This is a genomic window from Rhizobium lusitanum (assembly GCF_014189535.1).
GTDB lineage: Bacteria > Pseudomonadota > Alphaproteobacteria > Rhizobiales > Rhizobiaceae > Rhizobium > Rhizobium lusitanum_C.
Map to the genome: position 1 here is coordinate 399,476 of NZ_CP050307.1, position 22,831 is coordinate 422,306.

Below are 22,831 nucleotides of genomic sequence, written 5' to 3' on the forward strand. Positions count from 1 at the left end.
CGCTTTGCCGATCCTCCAGATTGGTAAAGTATTTCAAATAGATGACGGAAATTCGTTGCAGAAAAATATTACTTGACGGCCCGCTATAAGCCACTGATTATCCATTCCGCCGGACAAGGGAGATGTTCGGCTTTCAAGGGAGGAAATTATGGAACGACGTTCATTTCTAAAGGCGAGTGCCGTGGCGACGCTTGCCACCGGCGTTGCAGCCGTTGCCGGCGGCGCCAAGGCGCAGGACAAGAAGTTTACCATCGCCCTCATTCCGGGTCTGACGACGGATGCTTTCTACATCACCATGCGCAAGGGCGCCGAGGCTGCGGCCAAGGCTGTGGGCGCGACGCTGGTGTTTCAGGGCGCACCGGATTTCAATCCGGTCACGCAGGTTCCGGTTCTCGACGCGATCATTGCCAAGAAGCCTGACGCGATCCTGATTGCGCCGACCGACAAGGATCAATTGGTCCAGCCGCTGAAGAAGGCGGCGGATGCGGGTATCCCGGTCATCACCGTCGATACATTCATCGGAAGCGGCGTCTACCAGACCGGCAGCGGCGATGCCGATTTTCCGCTTTCCTACATCGCCTCGGATAACCTGCTCGGTGGCGCAATTGCCGCTCGCGCGCTGGCCAAGGCCGTCGGCGAAAAGGGCAAGGTTTACGTTTCGAACGTCAAGCCCGGCATCTCGACCACCGACCAGCGCGAGCAGGGTTTCAAGGAAGAGATGAAGAAATTTCCGAACATCACCGTTCTCGACACGCAGTATAATGACGACGATGCCAACAAGGCGGCGTCGCAGCTGCAGGCTGTCTTTGCCCGCAACTCGGACCTCGACGGCGTTTTCGGCGCCAACCTGTTTTCCGCTCTCGGTGCCGCGAACGGCGTCCAGCAAGCGGGCCAGACGGGGAAGATCCGCGTCGTCGCCTTCGATGCGCCGACCACGATCGTCGACAACATCAATTCCGGACTCGTTGATCTGGCGATTGCCCAGCACCCGGCCGAAATCGGTTATTTCGGCGTGATGGCGGCCTATGCCCATCTGACTGGCAACTCGATCCCGACTGCGATCGGCACCGGCTTTACGGTCATCGACAAATCGAACGTCGCCGACAAGAACGTCGCAAAGTTCATCTACTCCGACTAATCGGATGAAGTCCGTGCCTCGTCCAAGGGACGGGGCACGTCTCTGATCATAATGGAGGGAATGGCGTGACGACTTCTGTACGTCCTCGCTCGGGTTTGGATTCATCCATGGCTATCGAAGATACCGAGGTCCGCAAGGCGGACCAGCATGTGGCGCCACAGGCGGACCACGGCGATCAGGCAAAAACCATCGTCAACTATATCGCACAATTGCGCGCGTGGCTGTTCCTTGCCGCGCTGATCGTGACGTTCGAGATCTGGGCGCGCATCGATTTCGGTGGCACCTTTATCGGCTCATCCTTCAACTGGCAGTCGGTCGCGGTCTTTGCCGTGGCGCCGCTTTTGCTGGCGATCGGCCAGACCTTCGTCATCATATCCGGCGGCATCGACCTTTCGACCGGCTTCATCATGGGTCTTGCGGCGGTCGTCGCGGCCCATATCACCAATATCGCCGGTCTCTACATGCCGCTGCCGATGGCGATGGTGCTCGGCATTCTCGTCGCGATGCTTGCCGCCACCGTGCCCGGCTTCATCAACGGCCTCTTGATTTCCCGCCTCAAGGTTCCGCCCTTCATCGGTACGCTCGGCATGTTCGGCGTCGCCCGTGGCACGGCCTTTCTGCTTGCGGGAGGCACCACCGTTCCGGTCAAGAATTCCTATTTCGCGGAGCTTGGCAATGGCCGCTTTTATGGCGTGCCCTATCTCGTCATTGTCGCCTTTATCTTCGTGCTGATCATGCACTACCTGCTGAGCCAGACACGCTTCGGTCAGCACAATTATGCAATCGGCGCCAATGCACAGGCGGCGCGCCGCGCCGGCATCAACATCAAGTCCCATCTGCTGCGGCTCTACATGCTCTCGGCGGTCTGCGCCGGTCTCGGCGGCGCGCTCTATGCCGCCCGCTTCACGGCCGGTGCTGCCCAGGCGGGTGAGCCGTTGCTGCTCGATAGCGTCGCTGCGGTGGTCATCGGCGGCGCCAGCCTGTTCGGCGGTTCGGGAACGATCATCGGCACGGTCGCCGGGGCGCTCGTCATTGCCGTCATCCAGTACGGTTTGGTTTTCATGAATGTCGAGCCCTTCTGGCAGTTCATTGCCGTCGGCGTCGTCATCATCATTTCGGTGCTTATCGATCAGGCGCAGCGCCGGTTCAGCGGAGCAAAACAGGATGAATAGCGCAACGCCCCTTCTCGAAGTCCGCAACCTCTCGCGCTATTTCGGTGCCGTCCATGCCCTGGACAATTGCTCCCTGGTCGTCCATCCCGGCGAAGTCGTCGCGCTGGCCGGAGACAATGGCGCGGGCAAGACGACGATGATCAAGGCGATCTCGGGCGTCTATCCGCCGACATCAGGCGAAATCTTGATCGAAGGAAAGCCCGTTACCTTCTCCTCGCCGCAGGATGCGCGGGAAAAGGGGATCGAGACGATCTATCAGGATCTGGCGCTTGCCGACAATCTGACGATCGGCGCCAATATCTTCCTTGGCCGCGAGCCGATGAAGAAGCTCTTCGGCTTTTTGCCGGTCATCGACCGGAAGGCGATGGCGGAGGCTGCGCGGGCGACGATGGCGCAGCTCGATTTCCATGTGAAAAGGCTCGACGCGCCGGTCAGCAACTTCTCCGGCGGCCAGCGTCAGGCGGTGGCGATCGGACGCGCGGTTTATTGGAACGCCCGTATCCTGATCATGGACGAGCCGACCGCAGCCCTTGGCGTTCCGGAGCAGCGCAAGGTCGTGGCGCTGATCAAGTCGCTGAAAGCACAGGGACGCGGGGTGGTCTTCATCTCGCATAATCTGCAGGACATCTTCGCCGTCTCCGACCGCATCGTCGTCCTTCGCCGAGGCATCGTTGCGGGAGAGCGTAAGATCAGCGAAACCACGCATGAGGAAGTCGTCAAGCTGATGATCGGCGGCTAGGCACGTCGATCATCACCACGCTCAGGCGACGCCCAGATGTTGGCGGGTGAAGGCGATCAGGCTTTCTATATGCAGAGCGACGGCGTCGCGGGTCTGCCCCGCGTCGGCGCGTTCCACGGCCTCGATGATGACAAGATGCTCGGTGGAATCGGGTTTCAGGCGGTCCTTCAGGCGGTCGATCTCGAACAGGCGCGTGGTGGCGCGCAGCTCTCGCAGCACCTTCGCCATCACCGCATTTCCGCAGTGATCGATGATCAGATTATGCAGGTTGTCGTCGGATACCCAGTGCGCGTCGGTGTGATAGGCGGTCGCGTCGAGAAGCTCGTGAATTTCGCGCCGCACGGCGATCAATTGCCGGCGCGGAATATTGGGGATCGCCAGCACGGCGGCCTCGGGCTCGATCAGCAGTCGCAGCCGCAGGCTTTGCAGATATTCACCGATATCCACCTGGCGCACGACGTAGTTGCGGCCATCGCCCTTGCGCACCAGGCCTTCGCCTTCCAGCCGCTGCAGGGCCTCCCGCAACGGGGTGCGGGAAATGCCGAGGGTTTCGGCGAGCCTTGCCTCGACGATGACCTGTCCGCCTTTCAGCCTGCGATGGCGAATCATGTCGGAAACGGCTTTGTAGGTCAGCGAGGCAAGATTGTGCTGCCCCCCCGTGGACGATGACGTAGCCGGCATGATTGAAATATCTGTCACCCTTACCTCATTTCCCGTGCTGCCCGTATCCCGCGCGACAACGCACTTTCTTCATACACGCCGCTGCTACATATGATAGCCGATCTCGTAAAGAACCTGAAAGAGGGCCTATGGACGATCGCTTGAATGATGCTGGGGATGCAAGTCTTGCCGAGGAAACCTATCGGTTTCTCCTGGCCGATATCCTGTCCGCCCGGCTTGCCGGTGGATCTGTGGTGCAGCAGAGACGACTGGCAACCAAGCATGCGGTGTCTCGTTCTCCGATGCGCCATGCACTCGGCCGCCTTGAAGGGGAGGGGCTGCTGGTCCGCAACGATAAGGGAGTGCTTTGCGTCCGGGTCATAACGCTGAAGGATTATCTCGACAGTCTGGCGATGAGGCTATTGCTTGAGCCGAGCGCCGCTGCTTTGGCGGCTCCGCATATGGCCGAGGACGAATTGATGTCGCTGTCGGCAACGCTCGATGCGATCGAGGCCGAGCCGGATCCGGACCCGGAACTCGTTTGGCAGTTTGACGATGCGCTGCATACACTCATCGCCGCAGCGAGCGGCAATTCCTTCATGGCAGCGACGATCGGTGAGATGCGGCGTTATACGACGATCTTCGAAAGACAGATGGCCGTGGTCCGCGCAAAGCCCGGCGTTGCCGAGCATCGGGCAATCCTGGTCGCGCTTTCGGCCCATGAATCCGATGCTGCGCGCCAGGCCATGGCCCGCCATCTTGAAGCCGTTCGACAGGGCGTTCTGACGAATTACTGAGGGGCCGTCGCAGCAGCTCTTGCATCAGGGATAAAATTTTGTATAAAAGTGGGATCCCAGATGAATGCAAACTTTGGGACGCCAATAAGAAAACCAGCTCCAGAGGTCATCATGCTCCGAATTCAATTGTCCCGCGGCGTCCTCGCCGCATCGTTCCTAGCCCTGACAACATCCTTCGCTCTCGCTCAATCCTGCACGCCAAAGGTCGCTGCCGGCGAATTGATCACGCCCGGCAAGCTCACCATGTCGACCAATCCGACATTGCCGCCCTTGCAGTTCATCGACTCCAGCGGTGACCTGAAGGGCATGCGCGTCGAGCTCGGTACGGAGATCGCCAAGCGTCTCTGCCTTGAGCCGGAATATATTCGCATCGAGTTCTCCGCGATGGTGCCGGGCCTGCAGGCCGGCCGTTGGGACATGATCAACACCGGCATCTTCTTCACCGAGGAACGCGCCAAGATCATGCAGATGATCCCCTATGAGGATCAGGCGATCAGCGTTTCGATCGCGCCGAAATCCGACAAGAAGGTTGCCAGTAAAGACGATCTGGATGGCATGACGATCGGCGTCGAGATTGGCGGCTTCGAAGAAACCAAGACACGCCTGCTCGACAAGGAATTGCGCGATGCCGGCAAGAAGGGCCTGACGATCCAGACCTTCGACAATTTCGCGCTTGCCTATCAGGCCCTGCGTGCCGGCCAAGTCGACGGCGTGGTGTCGATCGATGCCGTCGCCAAGGACTATGATGCGCGTGGCGACTTCAAGCGTGCTCTGAGCGGTCTCTATCCCGCACCGGTCGCCGTTGCCTTCAAGAGCCCGGCGCTTGCTGACGCGGTATCGGCGACGCTCAAGGAGATGAAGGCCGACGGATCGCTGAAGGCGCTGTTCGACAAGTACGGATTGCCTATGGTGTCCGGAGATTATTCCGTGAAGGGTCCCGGCCGCTGATCGGCTTGATCGGTCCATCGGAATGGCGATGCGCGGCGCCGCCGCGCTCGTCTTGAGCAGAAAGTTACGTTCATGACGCTTTGGAGCTGGCCGGGTTTCTTCGGATACCTGTTTAATCCCTTCATCCTCGGTGGGGTCTTCACGACCATCTGGCTGACCGTCGTGTCGCTGACGGCGGGCCTTATCCTCGGATTTGTCCTTGCCCTGATGCGGCGATCACCGTTCCGCTTGGCCAAGATCCTCGCCAAGATCTATATCTGGCTGTTTCGCGGCACGCCGTTGCTCGTCCAGCTTATCGCCCTCTACACGGCGCTGCCGCAGTTCGGCATTCGCTTCACTGTGATCGAGGCGGCCTTGATCGGGCTCGCGCTCAACGAAGCTGCCTATCTTGCGGAAATCATCCGGGCCGGCATCGAGGCTGTTCCGGAAGGGCAGGCCCGCGCCGCCCGGGCGCTGGGGATGACGGAACGGCAGATCATGCGCCACATCGTCATGCCGCAAGCCTTCAAGGTGATCATTCCGCCGCTCGGAAACTCCGTCAACGGCCTGTTGAAGACGACCTCCGTGACCTCGGTCATTTCCATGGAGGAGCTTCTGCGGCGCACCCAGGTGCTCATCCAGGAACATTTCATGGTGCTGGAGCTCTTCGCGGTGGCCGCCATTTACTACCTTCTTCTGACCACGCTCTGGGATTTCGTCCAGAACCATATCGAGAAGCGCTTCGGTCAAGCCACCAACTCCCGGCTTTCCATCACCGAGAAGCGCTAGAACCAGGATATCTGACATGACTAGGAAGTTTCGCGGTGTCTATACCGTGATGATCACGCCGTTGGATGCAGACGGCGCCGTGGACCTGAAGGCGCTGGCTGCCTTCACCGACTGGCAGGTGCGCGAGGGCATTCACGGCCTCATCCCGCTTGGGTCGACCGGCGAGTTCCTGTCGCTGAGCGAAGAGGAACGCGATGGCGTGGCAAGGACGGTCATCGAGACCGTTGCCGGCCGTGTTCCGGTACTGATCGGCACCGGCGCGGAGGATACGCGCGAATGCGTCCGTCTGAGCCAAAAGGCGGAAGCCATGGGCGCCGATGGCGTCATGATCATTCCGCCCTTCTATTCCACGCCGACGGATGACGAACTCGTTCATCATTACCGCACTATTGCATCGGCGATTTCCATTCCGATCATGGTCTATAACAACCCGGCGACGGCCAATGTGGATCTGAAGCCGGAGCTGGTGAAGCGTATCGCGGAGATCAAGGGTTGCGATTATATCAAGGAATCGACCCTCGAAGTGACGCGGGTGCGTGATATCATTCGTCTGGCGGGCGAAAATATGACTGTCTTCGGCGGCATTCTCGGCTTTGAATCCTTCGTGATGGGAGCGGAAGGCTGGGTGGCCGTTGCTTCGAACGTGGCGCCGGGGCCGATGGTCCGCATTTTCGAACTCGCTGCCGATGAGAAGAAGACCGATGAGGCGCGCGCTCTTTATCTGAAGTGGCTGCCGGTCATCCAGGCGGTTGGCGGGCAGGCCTATGTCGCCGGGTCGAAGGCTCTGCTGACGCATATGGGCTTTGCCGCCGGAACGCCACGGCCGCCGCGCCTGCCGCTGCCGCCCGAGCAGGATGCCGCCATGAAAAAGCTGGTTTCGGACTTTGGTCTGACGTTCAGCGCCTGAGGATCGAGCAATGTCCGCCTCCCTTGCCAACCCGCATTCCGGATCGGAACCACCCGTCGAGTTCTTCGTCGACGGTGTGGCTCTGCATGCCGAACGTGGGATGACGATCGCCGCGGCGATCGAGGCGGGCGGACGGCATGATTTTTCGCGAGGCCTCAAGGGCGAGGCGCGTGGCCTCTTTTGCGGCATGGGCGCATGTCAGGACTGCCTTGTCACGGTTGATGGCAGGGTCAGCCAGCGTGCCTGCATGACATCGGTCGCAGAAGGAATGCAGGTGCGTCGACCGGCTTCAAAGCCGGCGCCCACGGCGGACCATGCCGACCTCTGTGAGGTGCCGGCTGCGATCCCTTGTCTTGAGATGGACCTGCTGGTGATCGGCGCAGGGCCTGCTGGTTTGGCTGCCGCCGAAGTCGCCGCAGCCGCTGGGGCCAGCGTAACGCTTGTCGATGAGCGCGCCATCGCTGGCGGCCAGTATTTCAAGCAGCCCTCGACGTCGAAGGCGGCATTGCGTCTCGGCGGTGATGAGCAGGCCCGGTCGGGCGCGGAGCTGATCCGGCGCGCTCAAGCCGCCGGGGTGTCGATGATCGACGGAACACTCGTCTGGGGCGCGGAGAATGGCGAGAGCGGCCCAAGGATTGCCTGCTACGGTCTGCAAGGCGCCTTTTACTGTAAGCCCAGAATGATCGTGATCGCGACGGGGGCCTATGAGCGGCCGCCGGCCATTCCCGGCTGGACACGCCCTGGCGTTATGACTGCGGGCGCGGCGCAGACGTTGCTGAGAAGCTACGGCACGGTGCCCGGCGGACGGATTGTCGTTGCCGGCAACGGTCCCCTTAATATCCAAGTCGCCAATGAGATCCGGAAGGCCGGCGGCTCCGTCGTCGCGCTGGTGGAAACCGCTCCCGCGCCGTGGAAACAACCGCTGGCGGCGCTCAAGCTTCTGGCGGCGGACAAAGCGCTTGCGATCGGCGGGTTGCAGCAGGTCGCCGCTTTGCGGACGGCCGGTATTCCGATTCTGTGGGAAAGCCGGATTGCATCGATGGATGGGCAAGCCGGCGTCGAGGCCGTCACGGTCAACGGACCGGACGGCGAAGCGAGACTTGAGGCCGATACCGTTCTGATCGGTGGCAGCTTTGCGTCCTCGAACGAACTTTCCAGATTGCTCGGTTGCGGCCATGAGGTCATCGATGGCGATCTCGTTGCCATCACTAGGGATGATGGCGAGACCACGCTTGCCCATATCCATGTGGTCGGAGAAGCCGCCCGCTTTGGTGGCGCGCATATTGCCATGGCGCAAGGCCGGCTTGCCGGGATTGCCGTGGCGCGCAAATTGGGCTTCGACGTCACGCCCGACGCAGGCGCCGAACGCAGGTTTGCGCGGCATCGGACCTTTCAGGCGATGCTTTGGAGCGTATTCAAGTCGGCTCGCCCGATTGGCGACAAACTGCCGCCTGACGATACCGTTATCTGTCGCTGCGAAGGCGTCACCTACGGCACGCTGAGGGCGCTTGGCGAGCATAGCGCCAAGGACCTTGCGACGCTGAAGCGGTTGTCGCGTGCCGGGATGGGGCGCTGCCAGAGCCGTTATTGCGGCCACGCGATCGCGGCCGTCGCGGGAGAGAAACGCACAGCCGGAGAGACACGCGGCTTTTTGGCGCCGCAAATGCCGCTGCGGCCGGTGCCGCTGGCGGCACTCGCGGTCGAAAAGCCGGAATGGGGCGGTCACAAGCGGGCGCTGTTGCCCGAGAAGTCGCCGCTGGAGAATCGCGAACCGTTGCCACTGTCGCAGACCTCGACTCTGGTGATCGGGGCAGGGATCGCTGGTTTGTCGACGGCCCTCTTTCTCGCCCGCGAAGGCGAAGAGGTCACCGTCTTGGAGCGCGCCTTTCCGAACTCGCTGGCCTCGGGCGGCAATGCCGGCAGCCTGCATGCGCAGCTCCTGTCCTTCGATCACGGCGCGCGCGCCGAAGGTGGTGGCAGTGCGGCGGCGCAGACGCTGCCGCTGCAGCGCGATTCCATTGCTCTCTGGGCGGCACTCCAGAATGAGCTTGGTTGTGATTTCGAGATGAAGGTGACGGGCGGCCTGATGGTCGCCGAGACCGAGGCGCATATGCGGTTCCTTGCCGAGAAAGTCGGCGTCGAGCAGCGGGCAGGCATCGATTGCAGGCTGATTGGCCAAGAGGAATTACGGGCGCTGGAACCGGCCCTGTCGCCTCAGTTCGTGGGTGCGGCCTATTGCTCGCAGGAAGGCAAGATCAATCCGCTCGTCGCCACCCAGCACATTCTCGAAGCCGCACGGGCGAAGGGCGCGCGCATCTTCGAGACATGCGAGGTCCTCGGCATCGTGCGCGGTCCGGCTGGCTTCGACGTCACCACCTCGCGCGGCACGATCCGGGCAAAACGGATTGTCAATGCGGCCGGCGCCTTCTCGTCGCGCATCGGATCGATGCTCGGCCTCAATATTCCGGTCTTCGGTGCGCCGTTGCAGATGGTGGTGACGGAAGCGGCCGCGCCGCTGATTTCCTGCCTCATTGCCCATGCCGACCGTCACCTGACCTTGAAGCAGGCCGCGAACGGCAATTTCATCATCGGCGGCGGCTGGACGGCCGGCCTCGATCCGGTTCATCAGCATCCAAGGCCGCTGCTGTCGAGCCTCGAGGGCAATCTCTGGGTCGCCCAGCATGTGGTCCCGGCCTTGCGCAAGCTGCATGTCATCCGCAGCTGGGCGGCGATGAATATCAATATCGACGGAGCGCCGATCCTCGGCGAGCATCCGCAACAGCCAGGCTATTTCAGCGCCGTGACATCGAACGGCTATACGCTCGGCCCGATCGTCGGCCAGCTCACCGCGCAGCTCGTCCTTGGTCGGGAGACCGGCAGGGCGCTGCAACCCTTTTCCATCACTCGTTTCGCGAAAGGCCGCTCATGATCGAAATCAGTGGCGTCTCCAAATTCTACGGTACCTACGAAGTTCTGAAAAACTGCTCCGTCAAGGTTGATCGCGGCGAAGTCGTTGTCGTGTGCGGTCCGTCGGGCTCCGGCAAATCGACGCTGATCAAATGCGTGAACGGTCTGGAGCCTTTCCAGAAGGGCTCTATCCGCGTCCACGGGATCGAGGTGGGCGATCCGAAGACGGATCTGCCGAACCTGCGCACCCGCATCGGCATGGTCTTCCAAAATTTCGAGCTCTTCGCGCATCTGACTATCATCGACAATCTGATGCTGGCGCAGAAGATCGTGCTCGGGCGCAGCGAGACGATCGCCAAGACCAAGGCCATGCAGCTTCTCGATCGCGTCGAGCTTGTCGACCACGCCAACAAATATCCGAGCCAGCTTTCCGGCGGCCAGCAGCAGCGTGTCGCCATTGCGCGGGCGCTCGCCATGGACCCCTTGGCGATGCTCTTCGACGAGCCGACCTCGGCGCTCGATCCGGAGATGATTTCCGAAGTGCTTGACGTCATGACGGGCCTTGCGAAAGACGGCATGACGATGATGGTCGTCACCCACGAGATGGGCTTTGCCCGCCGCGTCGCCACTCGCGTGATCTTCATCGACCAGGGCGAGATCGTCGAGGACCGTCCGAGCGAAGATTTCTTCGCCGGCAAGCATAATCCGAGGACGGAAGCGTTCCTCGGAAAGATCCTGCAACACTGAGGAAGCAATCATGTCCGACTTCGATCTCATTATTCAGAACGGCACTGTTGCGACCGCCTCCGACGTATTTAAGGCCGATATCGGCATCAGGAACGGCAAGATCGTCCAGATCGGCGAGAACCTTTCGGGTGGCGTGCGCGTGATCGACGCGGCGGGCAAGTACGTGCTTCCGGGTGGTATCGACAGCCATGTGCATATTTCGCAGCCATCCGGCGACGGCATCGTCATGGCCGATGACTTTGCCAGCGGCACGCTGTCGGCGGTCTTCGGCGGAAACACGACCCTCATGCCGTTCTGCCTGCAGCAGAAGGACATGTCGCTGCGTGAAGCCCTGACGGCCTATCACAAGCTCGCGGACGGCGAATGCTATACTGACATCAGCTTCCATCTGATCGTCTCGGATCCGACGGAAGCGGTTCTCGGTCAGGAGATCCCGGCGCTGGTGGCGGATGGCTACACGTCGCTGAAGGTCTTCATGACCTATGAGGGTCTGCGGCTGAGCGACGGGGAAATTCTGAAGACGCTCGACGTAGCCCGGCGCACCGGCGCTACCGTCATGGTCCATTGCGAAAACGAGGATGCGATACGCTTCTTGATCGACAAGCACGAGCTGGCGGGCGATGTCGCGCCGCGCGCCCATGCCTCGACGCGACCGATCGCCGTTGAGCGCGAGGCCACGCACCGCGCTCTGTCTCTCGCCGAGATCGTCGATATCCCGATCGTCATCGTCCATGTTTCGAACGGTGAGGCGATGGAAGAGATCATGCGGGCGCGGGCGCGCGGCATCAAGGTGATCGGCGAAACCTGCCCGCAATATCTGACGCTAACCGCCAAGGATCTCGACGGAATGGACTGGGAAGGCGCGAAATTCGTCTGCTCGCCACCGCCGCGCGATGAGGCGGCGCAGGCCGATTGCTGGCGCGGGATCGAGACGGGGGTCTTTGAACTCTTCTCATCGGATCATTGCCCTTTTCGCTATGAGGATGAGCGCGGCAAGCTGAACCCGAAAGGCAGCACCAACTTCCGGCATATTCCGAACGGCATTCCCGGTGTCGAAACGCGGCTTCCGATCCTGTTCTCGCAGGGCGTGATGACGGGCCGCATCGACCTTCCGCGCTTCGTGGCGCTGACCTCCACGAACCATGCCAAGACCTATGGCCTCTATCCGCAAAAGGGCACGATCGCCATCGGCGCCGATGCCGACATCGCCATATGGGATCCGGCCATCACCCGTACGATCCGTCACGCGGACCTGCATGACGGTGCCGATTACTCGCCCTATGAGGGGATGGAGATAAACGGCTGGCCGGTCACCACCATCGTCGCCGGCAAGATCATGGTCGATGACAGCGTGCTGGTCGGGTCGAAGGGACACGGCAGATATTGCCCCGCTAAAACGGGGCCGACAAACGACATTACCAACGCAAGGAAAGACATCCGATGAAATTGAAAATCACCGCCGGCCCCTTCGAATTCGATGCCGTGCTTGAAACCGCGAAAGCCCCCAAGACCTCGGAGGCCTTCCTGAAGCAGATGCCGTTCGAAGGAAAGATCGTGCATGTCCGCTGGTCGGGCGAGGGCGTTTGGATCCCGCTTGGCGATCTCGACTTCGGCGTCGGATATGAAAACCACACCAGCCATCCGGCACCGGGGCATATCATCCTCTATCCGGGCGGCATCAGCGAAACCGAAATCCTGCTTGCCTATGGCGGCGTCGATTTCTCTTCGAAAATGGGCCAGCTCGCCGGCAATCACTTCATCACCGTGACGTCTAACCTCGACAAGCTGCCGGAACTTGGCCGCCTGACCCTCTGGGAAGGCGCACAGTCGATCCGCTTCGAGACGGTCGAGGGCTGAGGCTCCGCTAGCGAACACGATCACGGACCATTTCGATGTCCGTGATCGCCTTGCTCGATCGGTACGTGCTATCCGATCGACATCAGGCTCGCATTTCCGCCCGCTGCTGCTGTGTTGATGGAGGTCGTAACCTCTTCCAGCAGCCAATTCAGGCAATAAGCATCCGCCCCCTTCGCGATCTCGTCGCTCGATGCGCCTTGAACGAGGACCAGCGGCCCCGGAAGAGCGGCGATCGCCTGAACCGCCGTCTTTATCCGGTCCGCATTTCCTTCGATCAGCGCGCCCGCAAAGGGGCCATCCGCAGCCCAGTCGTTCGACCAAGCGATACGGCTTGCGACCCTCTCCGGCAGGCCGCGAAGCTCGTCCTGAAGTGCGGACGAGGCATCCACAACGATGGAATTGCCCGTGGCAAGCGCTGCCGCAAGCTGAACGTAGAGACCGAGCGCCGTCTGCGGCACGAGCAATACTTTCCCGCGAGGATGCAGTTGATAGAGGTTCAGCTCGCCGACGGGCCCGGGCAGTTCGATGTTAAGGCCCAGCGATGACCCGCTGGCGATAGTGCGCGCGCGCTCGGCTGCCTGCGGCACTCCCTTGCTGTCGAGCCAGGTGAGGAAGTCACTTGCGGCCTGATCCGTCTTGACGCTCGCATCCCGAAGCGGCTCGGTCGAGGAGGCGACCAGCCGGCGAAGATAGAGGGGGCCGCCGGCCTTTGGCCCGGTGCCGGAAAGACCGCGCCCGCCGAATGGCTGGACACCCACCACGGCGCCGATGATGTTTCGATTGACGTAGAGATTGCCTGCCTTCACGCGCCCGGTGACATGCGCGATGGTCCCGTCGAGCCGCGTGTGCAGCCCGAAGGTCAACCCGTAACCCGATGCATTGACGGCATCTATCAGCTTGTCGAGCTTCTTGCGCTGGTAGCGGATGATGTGGAGAACCGGCCCGAAGACTTCTCTCTTGAGATCGGCCAGGTTCTTCAGTTCGATAATCGTCGGAGCGACAAATGTCCCCTTTGCGGCGGCGGGCGGAAGATCGAGTTGCTGTACCTTGCAGCCCAGTTCGCGCATGCTTTCAATATGCCCGTCGATGCCGCGCTTGGCGTTGTCGTCGATGACGGGGCCGATATCGATCGCCAGCCGATCGGTGCGGCCGACCGACAATTCGCCGAGCGCACCCCGCAGCATGGTCAATGTCCTGTCGGCGATCTCCTCCTGCAAGCAGAGGACGCGAAGCGCCGAGCAGCGTTGCCCAGCGCTGTCGAAAGCCGACGCAATGACGTCGCCGACGACCTGCTCGGCGAGTGCCGAGGAGTCGACGATCATGCCGTTCTGCCCGCCGGTCTCGGCGATCAGCGGGATCGGCCTGTTGAATTTCGACAGTCTCTCCGCAAGCTGCGCCTGGATGAGCCGGGCCACTTCGGTCGACCCGGTGAACATCACGCCCGATGTTTCCGGGGCGCCGACAAGGGCAGCACCGGTTCTGCCGCTGCCGGGCACGAACTGCAGCGCGCCCCGCGGAATTCCCGCTTCATGAAGGATGCGAACGCCTTGTGCCGCAATCAGCGGCGTGACGCCGGCCGGCTTGGCGACGACCGGGTTGCCGGCGACGAGCGCGGCTGCGATCTGGCCGGTGAAAATCGCCAGCGGAAAATTCCATGGGCTGATGCAGACGATCGGACCGAGCGGAACGCTGTCAGGCTTCAGCACCTTGCGTGCCTGCTCGGCATAATAGCGCAGGAAGTCGATGGCCTCCCTGACTTCGCCGATGGCGTTGGCGGCCGATTTTCCGGCCTCCCGCATCACCAGGCCGATCAGTGTCTCCATCTCCGCCTGCATCAGGTCCGCGGCCCGTTCCAGCCGGTCGGCCCTGTCGGACGGGCTGACGGCCGCCCATTCCGGAGCCGCTTCGGCGGCGAGACGCATCACGATGGCCGCGTCGTCTGTGCCCAATTCGGTGACATGACCGACGAGATCGGAATGATCAGCGGGATTGAGAACCGGCCGGGCTTCGCCCCGTTCGGACCCGTCGGCGAGCAGGGGCTTGGCGACCCATTCCATCGCCGCCGACGCCCGCAAGCGCTCGGCAAGACCCACCAGTGACGTTTCGTTTGACAGATCGATGCCGGCCGAGTTCCTGCGGACGTCATGGAACAGATCGGCTGGAAGGGCGATCTTGTCGTGCTGGGCGCCAACGACTTTCATCGCGCGCACCACCTCGACCGGGTCGGCAATCAGGTCTGCGACCGGAACGGCGGGGTCGGCGATCTTGTTGACGAAGGAGGAGTTGGCGCCGTTTTCAAGCAGGCGCCTGACGAGATAGGCAAGCAGCGTTTCATGCGTGCCGACGGGCGCGTAGATCCGGCAAGGGCGATCGAGATTGCTGCGGCCGACGACCTCTTCATAGAGCGGCTCACCCATGCCATGCAGGCACTGGAATTCATACTTGCCGACGGAAAAGTCACTGCCGGCCATGTGATAGATCGTCGCCAGCGTCTGCGCATTATGCGTGGCAAATTGCGGGAAGATCAGATCGGTCGCCGCCAGCAGCTTCTTGGCGCAGGCGATATAGGAAACATCGGTATAGACCTTGCGGGTGTAGACGGGGAAACCATCGAGGCCGTCGACCTGGGCGCGCTTGATCTCGGCATCCCAATAGGCGCCTTTCACCAGACGGACCATCAGCCGGTGCCCCGAGCGGCGGGCGAGATCGATGATGAGGTCGAGGACATAGGGGCAGCGCTTACCATAGGCCTGGACCACGAAGCCCATGCCGTTCCAGCCGGCAAGATCGGGGTCGAGGCAGAGCTCTTCCAGAAGATCGAGCGACAGCTCAAGCCGGTCGGCCTCCTCGGCATCGATGTTGAGACCGATATTGTATCTCTTTGAGAGAAGAGCCAGCGCCTTCACCTTCGGCAGCAGTTCACCCATAACCCTTTCGGTCTGCGCGCGCACATATCGAGGATGCAGGGCGGAAAGCTTGATGGAGATGCCAGGGCCTTCGTAAATGCCACGGCCCGCCGAGGCCTTGCCGATTGCGTGGATCGCGGCTTCGTAGTCGCGATAATAACGCTCGGCGTCGGCCTGCGTTGTCGCGGCTTCGCCCAGCATGTCGTAAGAATAGCGGAAGCCCTTGGCTTCGAGCGTGCGGGCGCGCCGCAGCGCTTCGTCGATCGTCTCGCCGGTGACGAATTGCTCGCCCATCATCCGCATGGCCATATCGACGCCACGACGAACGACCGGCTCTCCACAGCGCGCAATCAATCGCGTTAGCGCGGCGGATAGCCCCTTGTCGTTCACCGTTGAAGTGAGCTTGCCGGTAACGACCAGCCCCCAGGTGGCGGCGTTGACGAACAGAGAACGACCGCCGCCCAGATGCGACTTCCAGTCGCCGTCGGCAATCTTGTCGCGGATCAGGGCGTCGCGCGTGGCGGTGTCTGGGATGCGAAGCAGGGCTTCGGCGAGACACATCAGCGCTACGCCTTCCTGGCTCGACAGCGAATATTCATGCACCAGACCCTCGACGCCGGTTCCCTTGTGCTTGGCGCGAAGAGCCTCGATCAATATCCGGGCGGTCGCCTTGACGGCATCGCGCTCGGCCTCAGGCAGGGTCGCAGCTTCAAGCAGGGGTGGAAGGCATTCCGTTTCCGGGCGCCGATAAGCATCGGTGATTGCCCGGCGAAGAGGACCTTGTTCGCGGATCGGTGGCGCGAATTGCGCGAATGGCGGGGCGGGCGGCGGTGTCGGCTGATCGGCGAGTTTGGCGTTAGCTGTCATGGTAACCTCGAGGTGCAATGGTCTGAAATGCCGATCGCCTGTTAGGCGTCTGTTGCCTGGCCGGAAGGATGCTCCGGTTGCTTCGAGAGATTATATCTTAGCCCCAAAGGGCGTTCTGCCTTGAATTTGAAAATTTGTAGTCATATTGAACTTCAATATCCGCGATTTCAAATAGGATTACCTATAGAAATGACAAAATCCAGTGAAATAGACCAGTTCGATCAGAAGATCCTCGACGCGCTAGTGGAAGACGGGCGCATGTCGATAACCGACCTTTCCGAGCGTGTCGGCCTTTCCAAGACGCCCTGCCAGGCGCGATTGAGAAAGCTGATCGACACGGGCTACATCGATGGCTTCAAGGCAATCCTGAACCCCGCCAAGTTCGGCCTCGATCATGTCGCCTTCGCCGAAGTGAAATTGACGGATACGCGTGAGCAAGCTCTTCTCAGCTTCAACAATGCCGTCAAAAAGATCAAGGAAATAGAAGAGTGCCACATGATCGCCGGCCGCTTCGATTATCTTCTCAAGATCAGGACGTCGGATATCCGCCGATACCGGATCGTGCTCGGTGAGAAGATCTCAAGCCTGCCATTCGTGGCGAGCACCTCGACCAATGTCGTCATGCAGGCGGTCAAGGAAAGTTGGTCCTAGGGCGTCACGGATTATCGTTGAAGAGAACATCCTTTAATCGAACATATCGGCCGTCGATCTTGCTTTCGCGGAGTTCTCCGCACGATACAACTATAGTAAGAGAAATTCGCGTTTTGGGAGGATGCGATGGAAAAATTGTCTGCCGATGCCATTGTTGTGGGGGCCGGCCTGTCGGGACTCGTCGCCGCGACGGAGCTTGCGGATGCGGGCAGCAAAGTGATCGTCGTGGATCAGGAACCAGAGCAGAATTTCGGGGGGCAGGCTTTCTGGTCGCTGGGGGGATTGTTTCTTGTCGATTCGCCGGAGCAGCGCCGGTTAGGCATCAAGGATTCGCACGATCTCGCATGGCAGGATTGGCAGGGCACCGCGGGCTTCGATCGCAGTGAGGACTATTGGCCAAGACGCTGGGCGGAGGCCTATGTCGACTTCGCGGCCGGCGAAAAGCGCAGCTGGCTGCGCGCCATGGGCCATCGCATCTTTCCGATCGTCGGATGGGCGGAGCGTGGAGGGGCCAGCGCAACCTCCCACGGCAACTCCGTTCCGCGTTTTCATATCACATGGGGAACCGGACCCGGGGTTGTCGAACCGTTCGAACGACGCGCCAGAGCGGCCGAGGAGAAAGGTCTGATCCGCTTTTTATGGCGGCATCGCGTCGACAGGCTGACTGTCGCCAACGGCGCTGTCACCGGCGTTTCAGGAGCCGTTCTGGAGGATAGCGACGCAAGCCGGGGCATGGAAACCTCGCGCGTGGAAGTCGGCGATTTCGAGTTGTCCGGCAACGCGGTGATTGTGGCGTCCGGCGGCATCGGCGGCAATCTCGACCTCGTGCGCCAGAACTGGCCGGAAAGATTGGGCAAGCCGCCGCAGACCATGGTCTCAGGCGTTCCGAAGCATGTCGACGGCAGGATGATCGGAATTTCCGAGGAAGCCGGCGGGCGTCTCATCAACCGCGACCGGATGTGGCACTATACCGAGGGCCTCAAGAACTGGGCGCCGATCTGGCCGAACCACGGGATCAGAATTCTCCCCGGCCCATCGTCGATGTGGTTTGATGCCAAGGGCAACCGGCTGCCCCAGCCCAACTATCCCGGCTACGATACCCTGACCAGCCTGCAGCACATCATGTCCACCGGCTATGACTATAGCTGGTTCGTCCTGAACCAGAGCATCATCCGCAAGGAATTCGCTCTTTCCGGATCCGAGCAGAATCCCGATTTCACCGGCAAAAGCTGGAAGCTGGTGATACGCCGCGCCCTCGGCAAGACGGCGCCCGCACCGGTGGAGGCGTTCAAGCAGCACGGTGAGGACTTTGTGGTCGCCAACAGCCTGCCGGAGCTCGTGGCCGGTATGAACCGCCTGGTAAAATCGGAGTTGCTGCAGCTGGAAAAGATAGATCGCGAGATACGCGCGCGCGACGGACAGATCGAGAACCGCTTTTCCAAGGATGCCCAGATCATGGGCATTCACAATTCCCGTAGCTATCTGGGCGACAAGATCGGGCGCACCGCCAAGCCGCATCCAATCCTCGATCCTGCCCATGGTCCGCTCATCGCGGTGCGTCTCAGTATTCTCACCCGCAAAACTCTGGGTGGTCTGGAAACGGATCTTGAAAGCCGCGTTTTAGACGGTCGCGGAGACATCATTCCGGGCCTGTATGCGGTCGGGGAAGCCGCAGGATTTGGCGGCGGCGGCATGCACGGCTATCGCGCGCTGGAGGGGACTTTCCTGGGTGGCTGCCTCTTTTCCGGACGTGCGGCGGGACAGGCCGTTGCTCGGCAGGGGGCTTAAGCTTCGTCCGGCAAGCGAGCGATCGGACTGTTGCTCCAAACGAGGCGGTGAACGAGATTTTATAATAAATGCGAGGCGACCAGAAATATTGAAGAATAAGGCGGCATATACCTCAATTACAATGAAATTACTCAAGGAAATGTGACGAATATACATTCGGAATGCGTATAGATTAGACGGTTTCCGGCTGGCACTCATGTCACGCTGTGGCGATATTGCCATCTCCGTCGCTGCGTCAATCGTCACTTTGAAACGATGATGCTCGACAAGAATGGTTTGTGCGGATCGGGCGGTTTGCACAAGCACATGTGGGGGATGATACATGTTGATAACGGCTAGTGATGGCCAGACTGACGTCTTGGATGCAGCACTCCGGCTAATATGGAAGGATGTTCATGGGTGGGTCGGCGATAGAATTCCGCATATTCTGAAATTTGTTCGCGAGCTGCACGAGGCCGACAAGGTGGAGGGCGACATTCTCGAGATCGGCGTCCATCATGGTAAGCTGTTCTTCCTGCTTGCGGCAGCGTCGAGAGATACCGAGCACTGCGTCGCCGTCGACCTTTTCGAAGATCAACAAAAGAACCTAGATCATAGCGGCAAGGGCTCGCTCACGATTTTCGAGCAGCATCTGCAGAATTTTTTCCCGGAACTTGTCCCGCGTGTGACGGCAATTTCGGCTGACAGCATGTCGCTTACGCCGGCAACGGCGCGCGAGCGGCTCGGCACAAAGGGCGTCAGATTGATGTCCGTGGATGGCGGACACACGGTCGCGCATGTCGTCAACGACATGGAGATCGCTCAGGAACTCCTTGTCTCCGGTGGTGTTGTGCTTCTGGATGACTTCCTGGGAGTGCATTGGCCGACCGTGACCGAGGGCTTTTACAAATACATGGAGGTTGCAAATCGTCGCTTGGCCCCATTTCTGATCTTTCAGAATAAACTGTTCCTGACGACGTTTTCGGACCAGCCCGCAACATTGACCAAACTGCGGGGATTTCTGGATCGAACCTTGCCGAAGGAAATCCATTCCGGGCGCTGGCGTTACGCAACAGTGGGCGAACACAAAGTTCTTTCTTTTGCGTGACGTCTGAAAATTCCGAGTCTCGCTGGCACCGTCGTGACGTGACAAATGAATAATGCGGATCTCTGGCCGTATTATTCATTCCACGATACCTGAAATGTGGCGCCGATGCCTTGTCGGCTACGGCACGTTTATTTCGCCGAAATGAGTGAGTGCTTGTCGGAGAATGATTCATCGCTCAGTCGGGAGCAAAAGATGCTCGAAAGTAACCAATCCGTGAAGAGACCAACCCCGGAATTCCAGTTTCGGGTGCCGCGAGATCTGGCTGTTCTCGATTCCGAAATCAAACGAATTCTTGTTATCGGCTCATGCACTTCGCAGGGCGTCTCGGACTATGCGCACAGAGTTTTCCCAGATGTTCAAGTAGACCACATTCTTTACAATTTCCCTGGGGTCTCCGAATGCTCTCTGCCGAGGCCCGCTGGCGAATATGACTTTCAGTTTATCTATCTTCCCTTGCGAACCGTCATACCCGAAACGATGCTCGCAGATTTATCCCACGAAAGTGAGGAGCCTTTCATCGAGAAATTTGAAGAAGCAAAAGATAGACTTCTTCAAACGCTGAACGGCGCATTGCAGTATACTGAAAACTCCAATCTGATGACATTCATATCGGAATTCCTAACGCCTCAACAGAACTTGATAGGGCGGCTTTTGCCTCGCCATGATTTTCGCAATCCGACCTATTTTGTCGAGCAGATCAATAAAGTCCTTCATCAGATTGCGGGTGAAAGGATCAATACTCATATCGTTCAAACTGATGCGATAGCATCGACCTTTGGCAAAAAGTATATTCAGGAAGATTTTGTTTGGCCGTGGAGCCATGCGTCCTATGCCACGGACTGGGACAGTGAGTACGATACGAGACGTATCGCTATTCCCACCAAGCTTTTGGATCTCTATCCGTTCAATATAGACGACTTCACCCTCGCATTGTGGGGCGAGATGGATGCCATGTATCGATCGATCAGGCAGAAAGACAGCGTAAAGCTGGTCATTCTGGATCTTGATGACACCCTTTGGCGCGGTGTCGTGGCTGAAGAGGGCATTCACCCTCAAATCCTTGAAGGTTGGCCGCTTGGAATGGTCGAGGCCCTGAAGTATCTCAAGCACAGGGGTATCATTCTGGCAATCGTCAGCAAAAACGAAGAAGGAAATATAAACGAACTTTGGCCAGATATTCTTGGTGGCAGGCTTGATCTTGATGATTTTGCGATCCGGAAGATCAACTGGCGGTCAAAGGTCGAAAACATCCAGGAAATTCTTGCTTATACGAACCTCCTGCCAAAGAATGTTCTCTTCATCGATGACAACCCCGCCGAACGGCAGTTTGTCCAAGCGGCTTTCCCGACAATCCGCACATTGGGAGAGGAGCTATACTCGATCCGGCGAATTCTTCTGTGGGCGCCCGAGTTACAGGTGCCTTATATCAGTCAGGAGTCGAGCCGACGTACGGAGATGATCCAGGATCAAGTCAAGCGTGAGACGGCAAGATCTGAGATGAGCCGCAATGACTTCCTTGCATCCCTGGGTGTGAAGGTTGCTGTCCGAGAGATAACGGATATCTCCCATAGCAGCTTTCCGCGGGCATTCGAGTTGATCAATAAATCCAACCAGTTCAATACGACCGGCCAGCGATGGAGCATGGAAGCATGCAGTCAAGCGTTTGCCCATGGTTGGAAATTCTCGACGTTTGAAGTTCAGGACAATTACTCTTCCTATGGGCTGGTCGGCGTTGCCATATTGAACGGGCCGTATCTGGTTCAGTTTGTCATGAGCTGCCGGGTTGTTGGGCTTGGGGTTGAAAGCGCGGTCATTCGTTTTCTTTATCATCATGGGGGCCTGAAGAGCGGTCATATTGTTGAAACGGAAGCCAATTTGATCGTTCGTGATCTCTTTCAGAAGTGCGGTTTCTACTACGATGGAGCGCATTGGGTGACGGATGGCGATTTTCCCGAGGCCTATACCCATGTAAAGATCGGGGTCGCTTGAAGGGCGGGTTCTATCGCCGCACTTGAATTAGCCCCCGGCTTCCGGCACACAGCCCATGGAACGAGGGCGTGGACATGCGGCACATCTATATTGTCGGTATCGGAACGGGAAATCCCGAGCACCTGACCGTGCAGGCGATCAATACCCTGAACAAGGTTGATGTTATCTTCATTCCCAGCAAGGGCGCGGCCAAGGCCGAACTTGCCGAGGTGCGCAAGGATATCTGCCAGCGCTATGTCACGAACGAGACCATCCGCGTCGTCGACTATGCTGTGCCGGTGCGCCAGACGGCGGACCGTAGCTATGTTCAGAGCGTCGATGACTGGCACGCGGACCTCTCGGCAACCTATGAACGGCTGTTCCAGGATCATGTCCCGGAGAATGGCAGCGCCGCTTTCCTCGTCTGGGGCGATCCGAGCCTTTATGACAGCACAATCCGCATCATCGAGCGGGTGAGTGCGCGCAAACGCATTGCCCTCGACTATAGCGTCATTCCCGGCATCACCAGTATCCAGGCGCTGACGGCGAGCCATCGCATTCCGCTCAATCTCGTTGGAAAGCCGGTTCAGATCACCACCGGTCGCCGGCTGGCCGAGAGTTTCCCGGGCATGGTCGAAACCGCCGTCGTCATGCTGGATGGCGAGCAGGCCTTCAGCAAGATCGACGATCCCGATGCCTATATCTATTGGGGCGCCTATCTCGGCACCGAGGATGAGATCACCATCGCCGGCCGGCTCGCCGATGTGTCGGATCGTATCGTGGCGACCCGGGCGGAAGCGCGGGCAAGGCATGGCTGGATCATGGATATCTATCTGCTCCGCAAGGGCCAGGATTTCGACGATCAGGCCTGAGGCGCCCCCGCCGCCAAATTATTTGCCCGCCGATGCGGATTATGTCAGGACA

At 59.8% G+C, this 22,831-nt stretch carries 18 protein-coding genes; 16 read left to right on the forward strand and 2 right to left on the reverse strand.

What is annotated here, in order from left to right; all coding sequences use genetic code 11:
- Positions 1–148 precede the first annotated feature (148 nt).
- From HB780_RS04840 to HB780_RS04850, 3 genes are all read left to right on the forward strand, one after another.
- A complete protein-coding gene (locus HB780_RS04840) occupies positions 149–1,138 on the forward strand; it encodes an ABC transporter substrate-binding protein (protein WP_183688915.1) in 990 nt (329 codons plus the stop codon).
- A 107-nt stretch (positions 1,139–1,245) separates the two neighbouring features.
- Positions 1,246–2,310 carry an ABC transporter permease subunit gene (locus HB780_RS04845; RefSeq protein ID WP_183688916.1) on the forward strand — a complete coding sequence of 355 codons (1,065 nt, stop codon included), beginning with the start codon at positions 1,246–1,248 and terminating at the stop codon, positions 2,308–2,310.
- Positions 2,303–3,049: an ATP-binding cassette domain-containing protein gene (locus tag HB780_RS04850; RefSeq protein WP_183688917.1), complete on the forward strand. Its 747-nt coding sequence runs from the start codon at positions 2,303–2,305 to the stop codon at positions 3,047–3,049. Before HB780_RS04845 ends, HB780_RS04850 begins: the two co-directional genes overlap by 8 nt.
- A 21-nt stretch (positions 3,050–3,070) precedes the next feature.
- On the opposite strand, the gene HB780_RS04855 is transcribed toward HB780_RS04850, so the two are convergent.
- Complete coding sequence (locus HB780_RS04855) at positions 3,071–3,730, reverse strand: GntR family transcriptional regulator (protein ID WP_183689610.1); 660 nt, start codon at positions 3,728–3,730, stop codon at positions 3,071–3,073.
- Between the two features lie 128 nt (positions 3,731–3,858).
- Between HB780_RS04855 and HB780_RS04860 the strand changes: the two genes are divergently transcribed.
- From HB780_RS04860 to HB780_RS04895, 8 genes are all read left to right on the forward strand, one after another.
- Positions 3,859–4,506 carry a GntR family transcriptional regulator gene (locus tag HB780_RS04860; RefSeq protein WP_183688918.1) on the forward strand — a complete coding sequence of 216 codons (648 nt, stop codon included), beginning with the start codon at positions 3,859–3,861 and terminating at the stop codon, positions 4,504–4,506.
- Between the two features lie 111 nt (positions 4,507–4,617).
- Complete coding sequence (locus tag HB780_RS04865) at positions 4,618–5,454, forward strand: ABC transporter substrate-binding protein (protein ID WP_183688919.1); 837 nt, start codon at positions 4,618–4,620, stop codon at positions 5,452–5,454.
- A gap of 72 nt (positions 5,455–5,526) precedes the next feature.
- Positions 5,527–6,222, forward strand: a complete 696-nt coding sequence (locus tag HB780_RS04870) for an amino acid ABC transporter permease (RefSeq protein ID WP_183688920.1) — start codon at positions 5,527–5,529, stop codon at positions 6,220–6,222.
- Positions 6,223–6,238: 16 nt separating this feature from the next.
- Positions 6,239–7,129 (forward strand): 4-hydroxy-tetrahydrodipicolinate synthase, encoded by an 891-nt coding sequence (gene dapA / locus HB780_RS04875; protein ID WP_183688921.1) that lies wholly within the window; start codon positions 6,239–6,241, stop codon positions 7,127–7,129.
- A gap of 10 nt (positions 7,130–7,139) precedes the next feature.
- Positions 7,140–10,058, forward strand: coding sequence for an FAD-dependent oxidoreductase (locus HB780_RS04880; protein ID WP_183688922.1), 2,919 nt, complete (start codon positions 7,140–7,142; stop codon positions 10,056–10,058).
- The gene (locus HB780_RS04885) at positions 10,055–10,783 is read left to right on the forward strand and encodes an amino acid ABC transporter ATP-binding protein (protein WP_183688923.1); all 729 of its coding nucleotides are present in this window, start codon (positions 10,055–10,057) and stop codon (positions 10,781–10,783) included. The genes HB780_RS04880 and HB780_RS04885 overlap by 4 nt, the downstream gene beginning before the upstream one ends.
- Positions 10,784–10,793: 10 nt before the next feature.
- Complete coding sequence (gene hydA, locus HB780_RS04890) at positions 10,794–12,227, forward strand: dihydropyrimidinase (RefSeq protein ID WP_183688924.1); 1,434 nt, start codon at positions 10,794–10,796, stop codon at positions 12,225–12,227.
- Positions 12,224–12,640, forward strand: a complete 417-nt coding sequence (locus tag HB780_RS04895; RefSeq protein ID WP_153363713.1) for a DUF3830 family protein — start codon at positions 12,224–12,226, stop codon at positions 12,638–12,640. Before hydA ends, HB780_RS04895 begins: the two co-directional genes overlap by 4 nt.
- A 68-nt stretch (positions 12,641–12,708) precedes the next feature.
- Here the strand turns inward: HB780_RS04895 and putA are convergent, their stop codons facing one another.
- The gene (gene putA / locus HB780_RS04900; protein WP_183688925.1) at positions 12,709–16,413 is read right to left on the reverse strand and encodes a trifunctional transcriptional regulator/proline dehydrogenase/L-glutamate gamma-semialdehyde dehydrogenase; all 3,705 of its coding nucleotides are present in this window, start codon (positions 16,411–16,413) and stop codon (positions 12,709–12,711) included.
- A gap of 189 nt (positions 16,414–16,602) precedes the next feature.
- Between putA and HB780_RS04905 the strand changes: the two genes are divergently transcribed.
- The 5 genes from HB780_RS04905 to cobF all read left to right on the forward strand — a co-directional run bounded on the left by HB780_RS04905 (position 16,603) and on the right by cobF (position 22,779).
- The gene (locus HB780_RS04905) at positions 16,603–17,064 is read left to right on the forward strand and encodes an Lrp/AsnC family transcriptional regulator (protein ID WP_183688926.1); all 462 of its coding nucleotides are present in this window, start codon (positions 16,603–16,605) and stop codon (positions 17,062–17,064) included.
- Positions 17,065–17,190: 126 nt separating this feature from the next.
- Positions 17,191–18,852, forward strand: coding sequence for an FAD-binding dehydrogenase (locus HB780_RS04910; protein ID WP_183688927.1), 1,662 nt, complete (start codon positions 17,191–17,193; stop codon positions 18,850–18,852).
- A 322-nt stretch (positions 18,853–19,174) separates the two neighbouring features.
- Entirely contained in the window at positions 19,175–19,939 is a 765-nt protein-coding gene (locus HB780_RS04915) for a class I SAM-dependent methyltransferase (RefSeq protein ID WP_183688928.1), read from the forward strand.
- Between the two features lie 192 nt (positions 19,940–20,131).
- Positions 20,132–21,928 (forward strand): HAD-IIIC family phosphatase, encoded by a 1,797-nt coding sequence (locus HB780_RS04920; RefSeq protein WP_183688929.1) that lies wholly within the window; start codon positions 20,132–20,134, stop codon positions 21,926–21,928.
- 74 nt (positions 21,929–22,002) lie between these two features.
- Positions 22,003–22,779 carry a precorrin-6A synthase (deacetylating) gene (gene cobF, locus HB780_RS04925; protein ID WP_183688930.1) on the forward strand — a complete coding sequence of 259 codons (777 nt, stop codon included), beginning with the start codon at positions 22,003–22,005 and terminating at the stop codon, positions 22,777–22,779.
- Positions 22,780–22,831: the final 52 nt, after the last annotated feature.

What these genes read in the sequence shown, in the direction of transcription:
- HB780_RS04840 (WP_183688915.1), top strand. Translation starts at nt 149, where the DNA reads ATGGAACGACGTTCATTTCTAAAGGCGAGTGCCGTGGCGACGCTTGCC.
- HB780_RS04845 (WP_183688916.1), top strand. Translation starts at nt 1,246, where the DNA reads ATGGCTATCGAAGATACCGAGGTCCGCAAGGCGGACCAGCATGTGGCG.
- HB780_RS04850 (WP_183688917.1), top strand. Translation starts at nt 2,303, where the DNA reads ATGAATAGCGCAACGCCCCTTCTCGAAGTCCGCAACCTCTCGCGCTAT.
- HB780_RS04855 (WP_183689610.1), bottom strand. Translation starts at nt 3,730, where the DNA reads ATGCCGGCTACGTCATCGTCCACGGGGGGGCAGCACAATCTTGCCTCG.
- HB780_RS04860 (WP_183688918.1), top strand. Translation starts at nt 3,859, where the DNA reads ATGGACGATCGCTTGAATGATGCTGGGGATGCAAGTCTTGCCGAGGAA.
- HB780_RS04865 (WP_183688919.1), top strand. Translation starts at nt 4,618, where the DNA reads ATGCTCCGAATTCAATTGTCCCGCGGCGTCCTCGCCGCATCGTTCCTA.
- HB780_RS04870 (WP_183688920.1), top strand. Translation starts at nt 5,527, where the DNA reads ATGACGCTTTGGAGCTGGCCGGGTTTCTTCGGATACCTGTTTAATCCC.
- dapA (WP_183688921.1), top strand. Translation starts at nt 6,239, where the DNA reads ATGACTAGGAAGTTTCGCGGTGTCTATACCGTGATGATCACGCCGTTG.
- HB780_RS04880 (WP_183688922.1), top strand. Translation starts at nt 7,140, where the DNA reads ATGTCCGCCTCCCTTGCCAACCCGCATTCCGGATCGGAACCACCCGTC.
- HB780_RS04885 (WP_183688923.1), top strand. Translation starts at nt 10,055, where the DNA reads ATGATCGAAATCAGTGGCGTCTCCAAATTCTACGGTACCTACGAAGTT.
- hydA (WP_183688924.1), top strand. Translation starts at nt 10,794, where the DNA reads ATGTCCGACTTCGATCTCATTATTCAGAACGGCACTGTTGCGACCGCC.
- HB780_RS04895 (WP_153363713.1), top strand. Translation starts at nt 12,224, where the DNA reads ATGAAATTGAAAATCACCGCCGGCCCCTTCGAATTCGATGCCGTGCTT.
- putA (WP_183688925.1), bottom strand. Translation starts at nt 16,413, where the DNA reads ATGACAGCTAACGCCAAACTCGCCGATCAGCCGACACCGCCGCCCGCC.
- HB780_RS04905 (WP_183688926.1), top strand. Translation starts at nt 16,603, where the DNA reads ATGACAAAATCCAGTGAAATAGACCAGTTCGATCAGAAGATCCTCGAC.
- HB780_RS04910 (WP_183688927.1), top strand. Translation starts at nt 17,191, where the DNA reads ATGGAAAAATTGTCTGCCGATGCCATTGTTGTGGGGGCCGGCCTGTCG.
- HB780_RS04915 (WP_183688928.1), top strand. Translation starts at nt 19,175, where the DNA reads ATGTTGATAACGGCTAGTGATGGCCAGACTGACGTCTTGGATGCAGCA.
- HB780_RS04920 (WP_183688929.1), top strand. Translation starts at nt 20,132, where the DNA reads ATGCTCGAAAGTAACCAATCCGTGAAGAGACCAACCCCGGAATTCCAG.
- cobF (WP_183688930.1), top strand. Translation starts at nt 22,003, where the DNA reads ATGCGGCACATCTATATTGTCGGTATCGGAACGGGAAATCCCGAGCAC.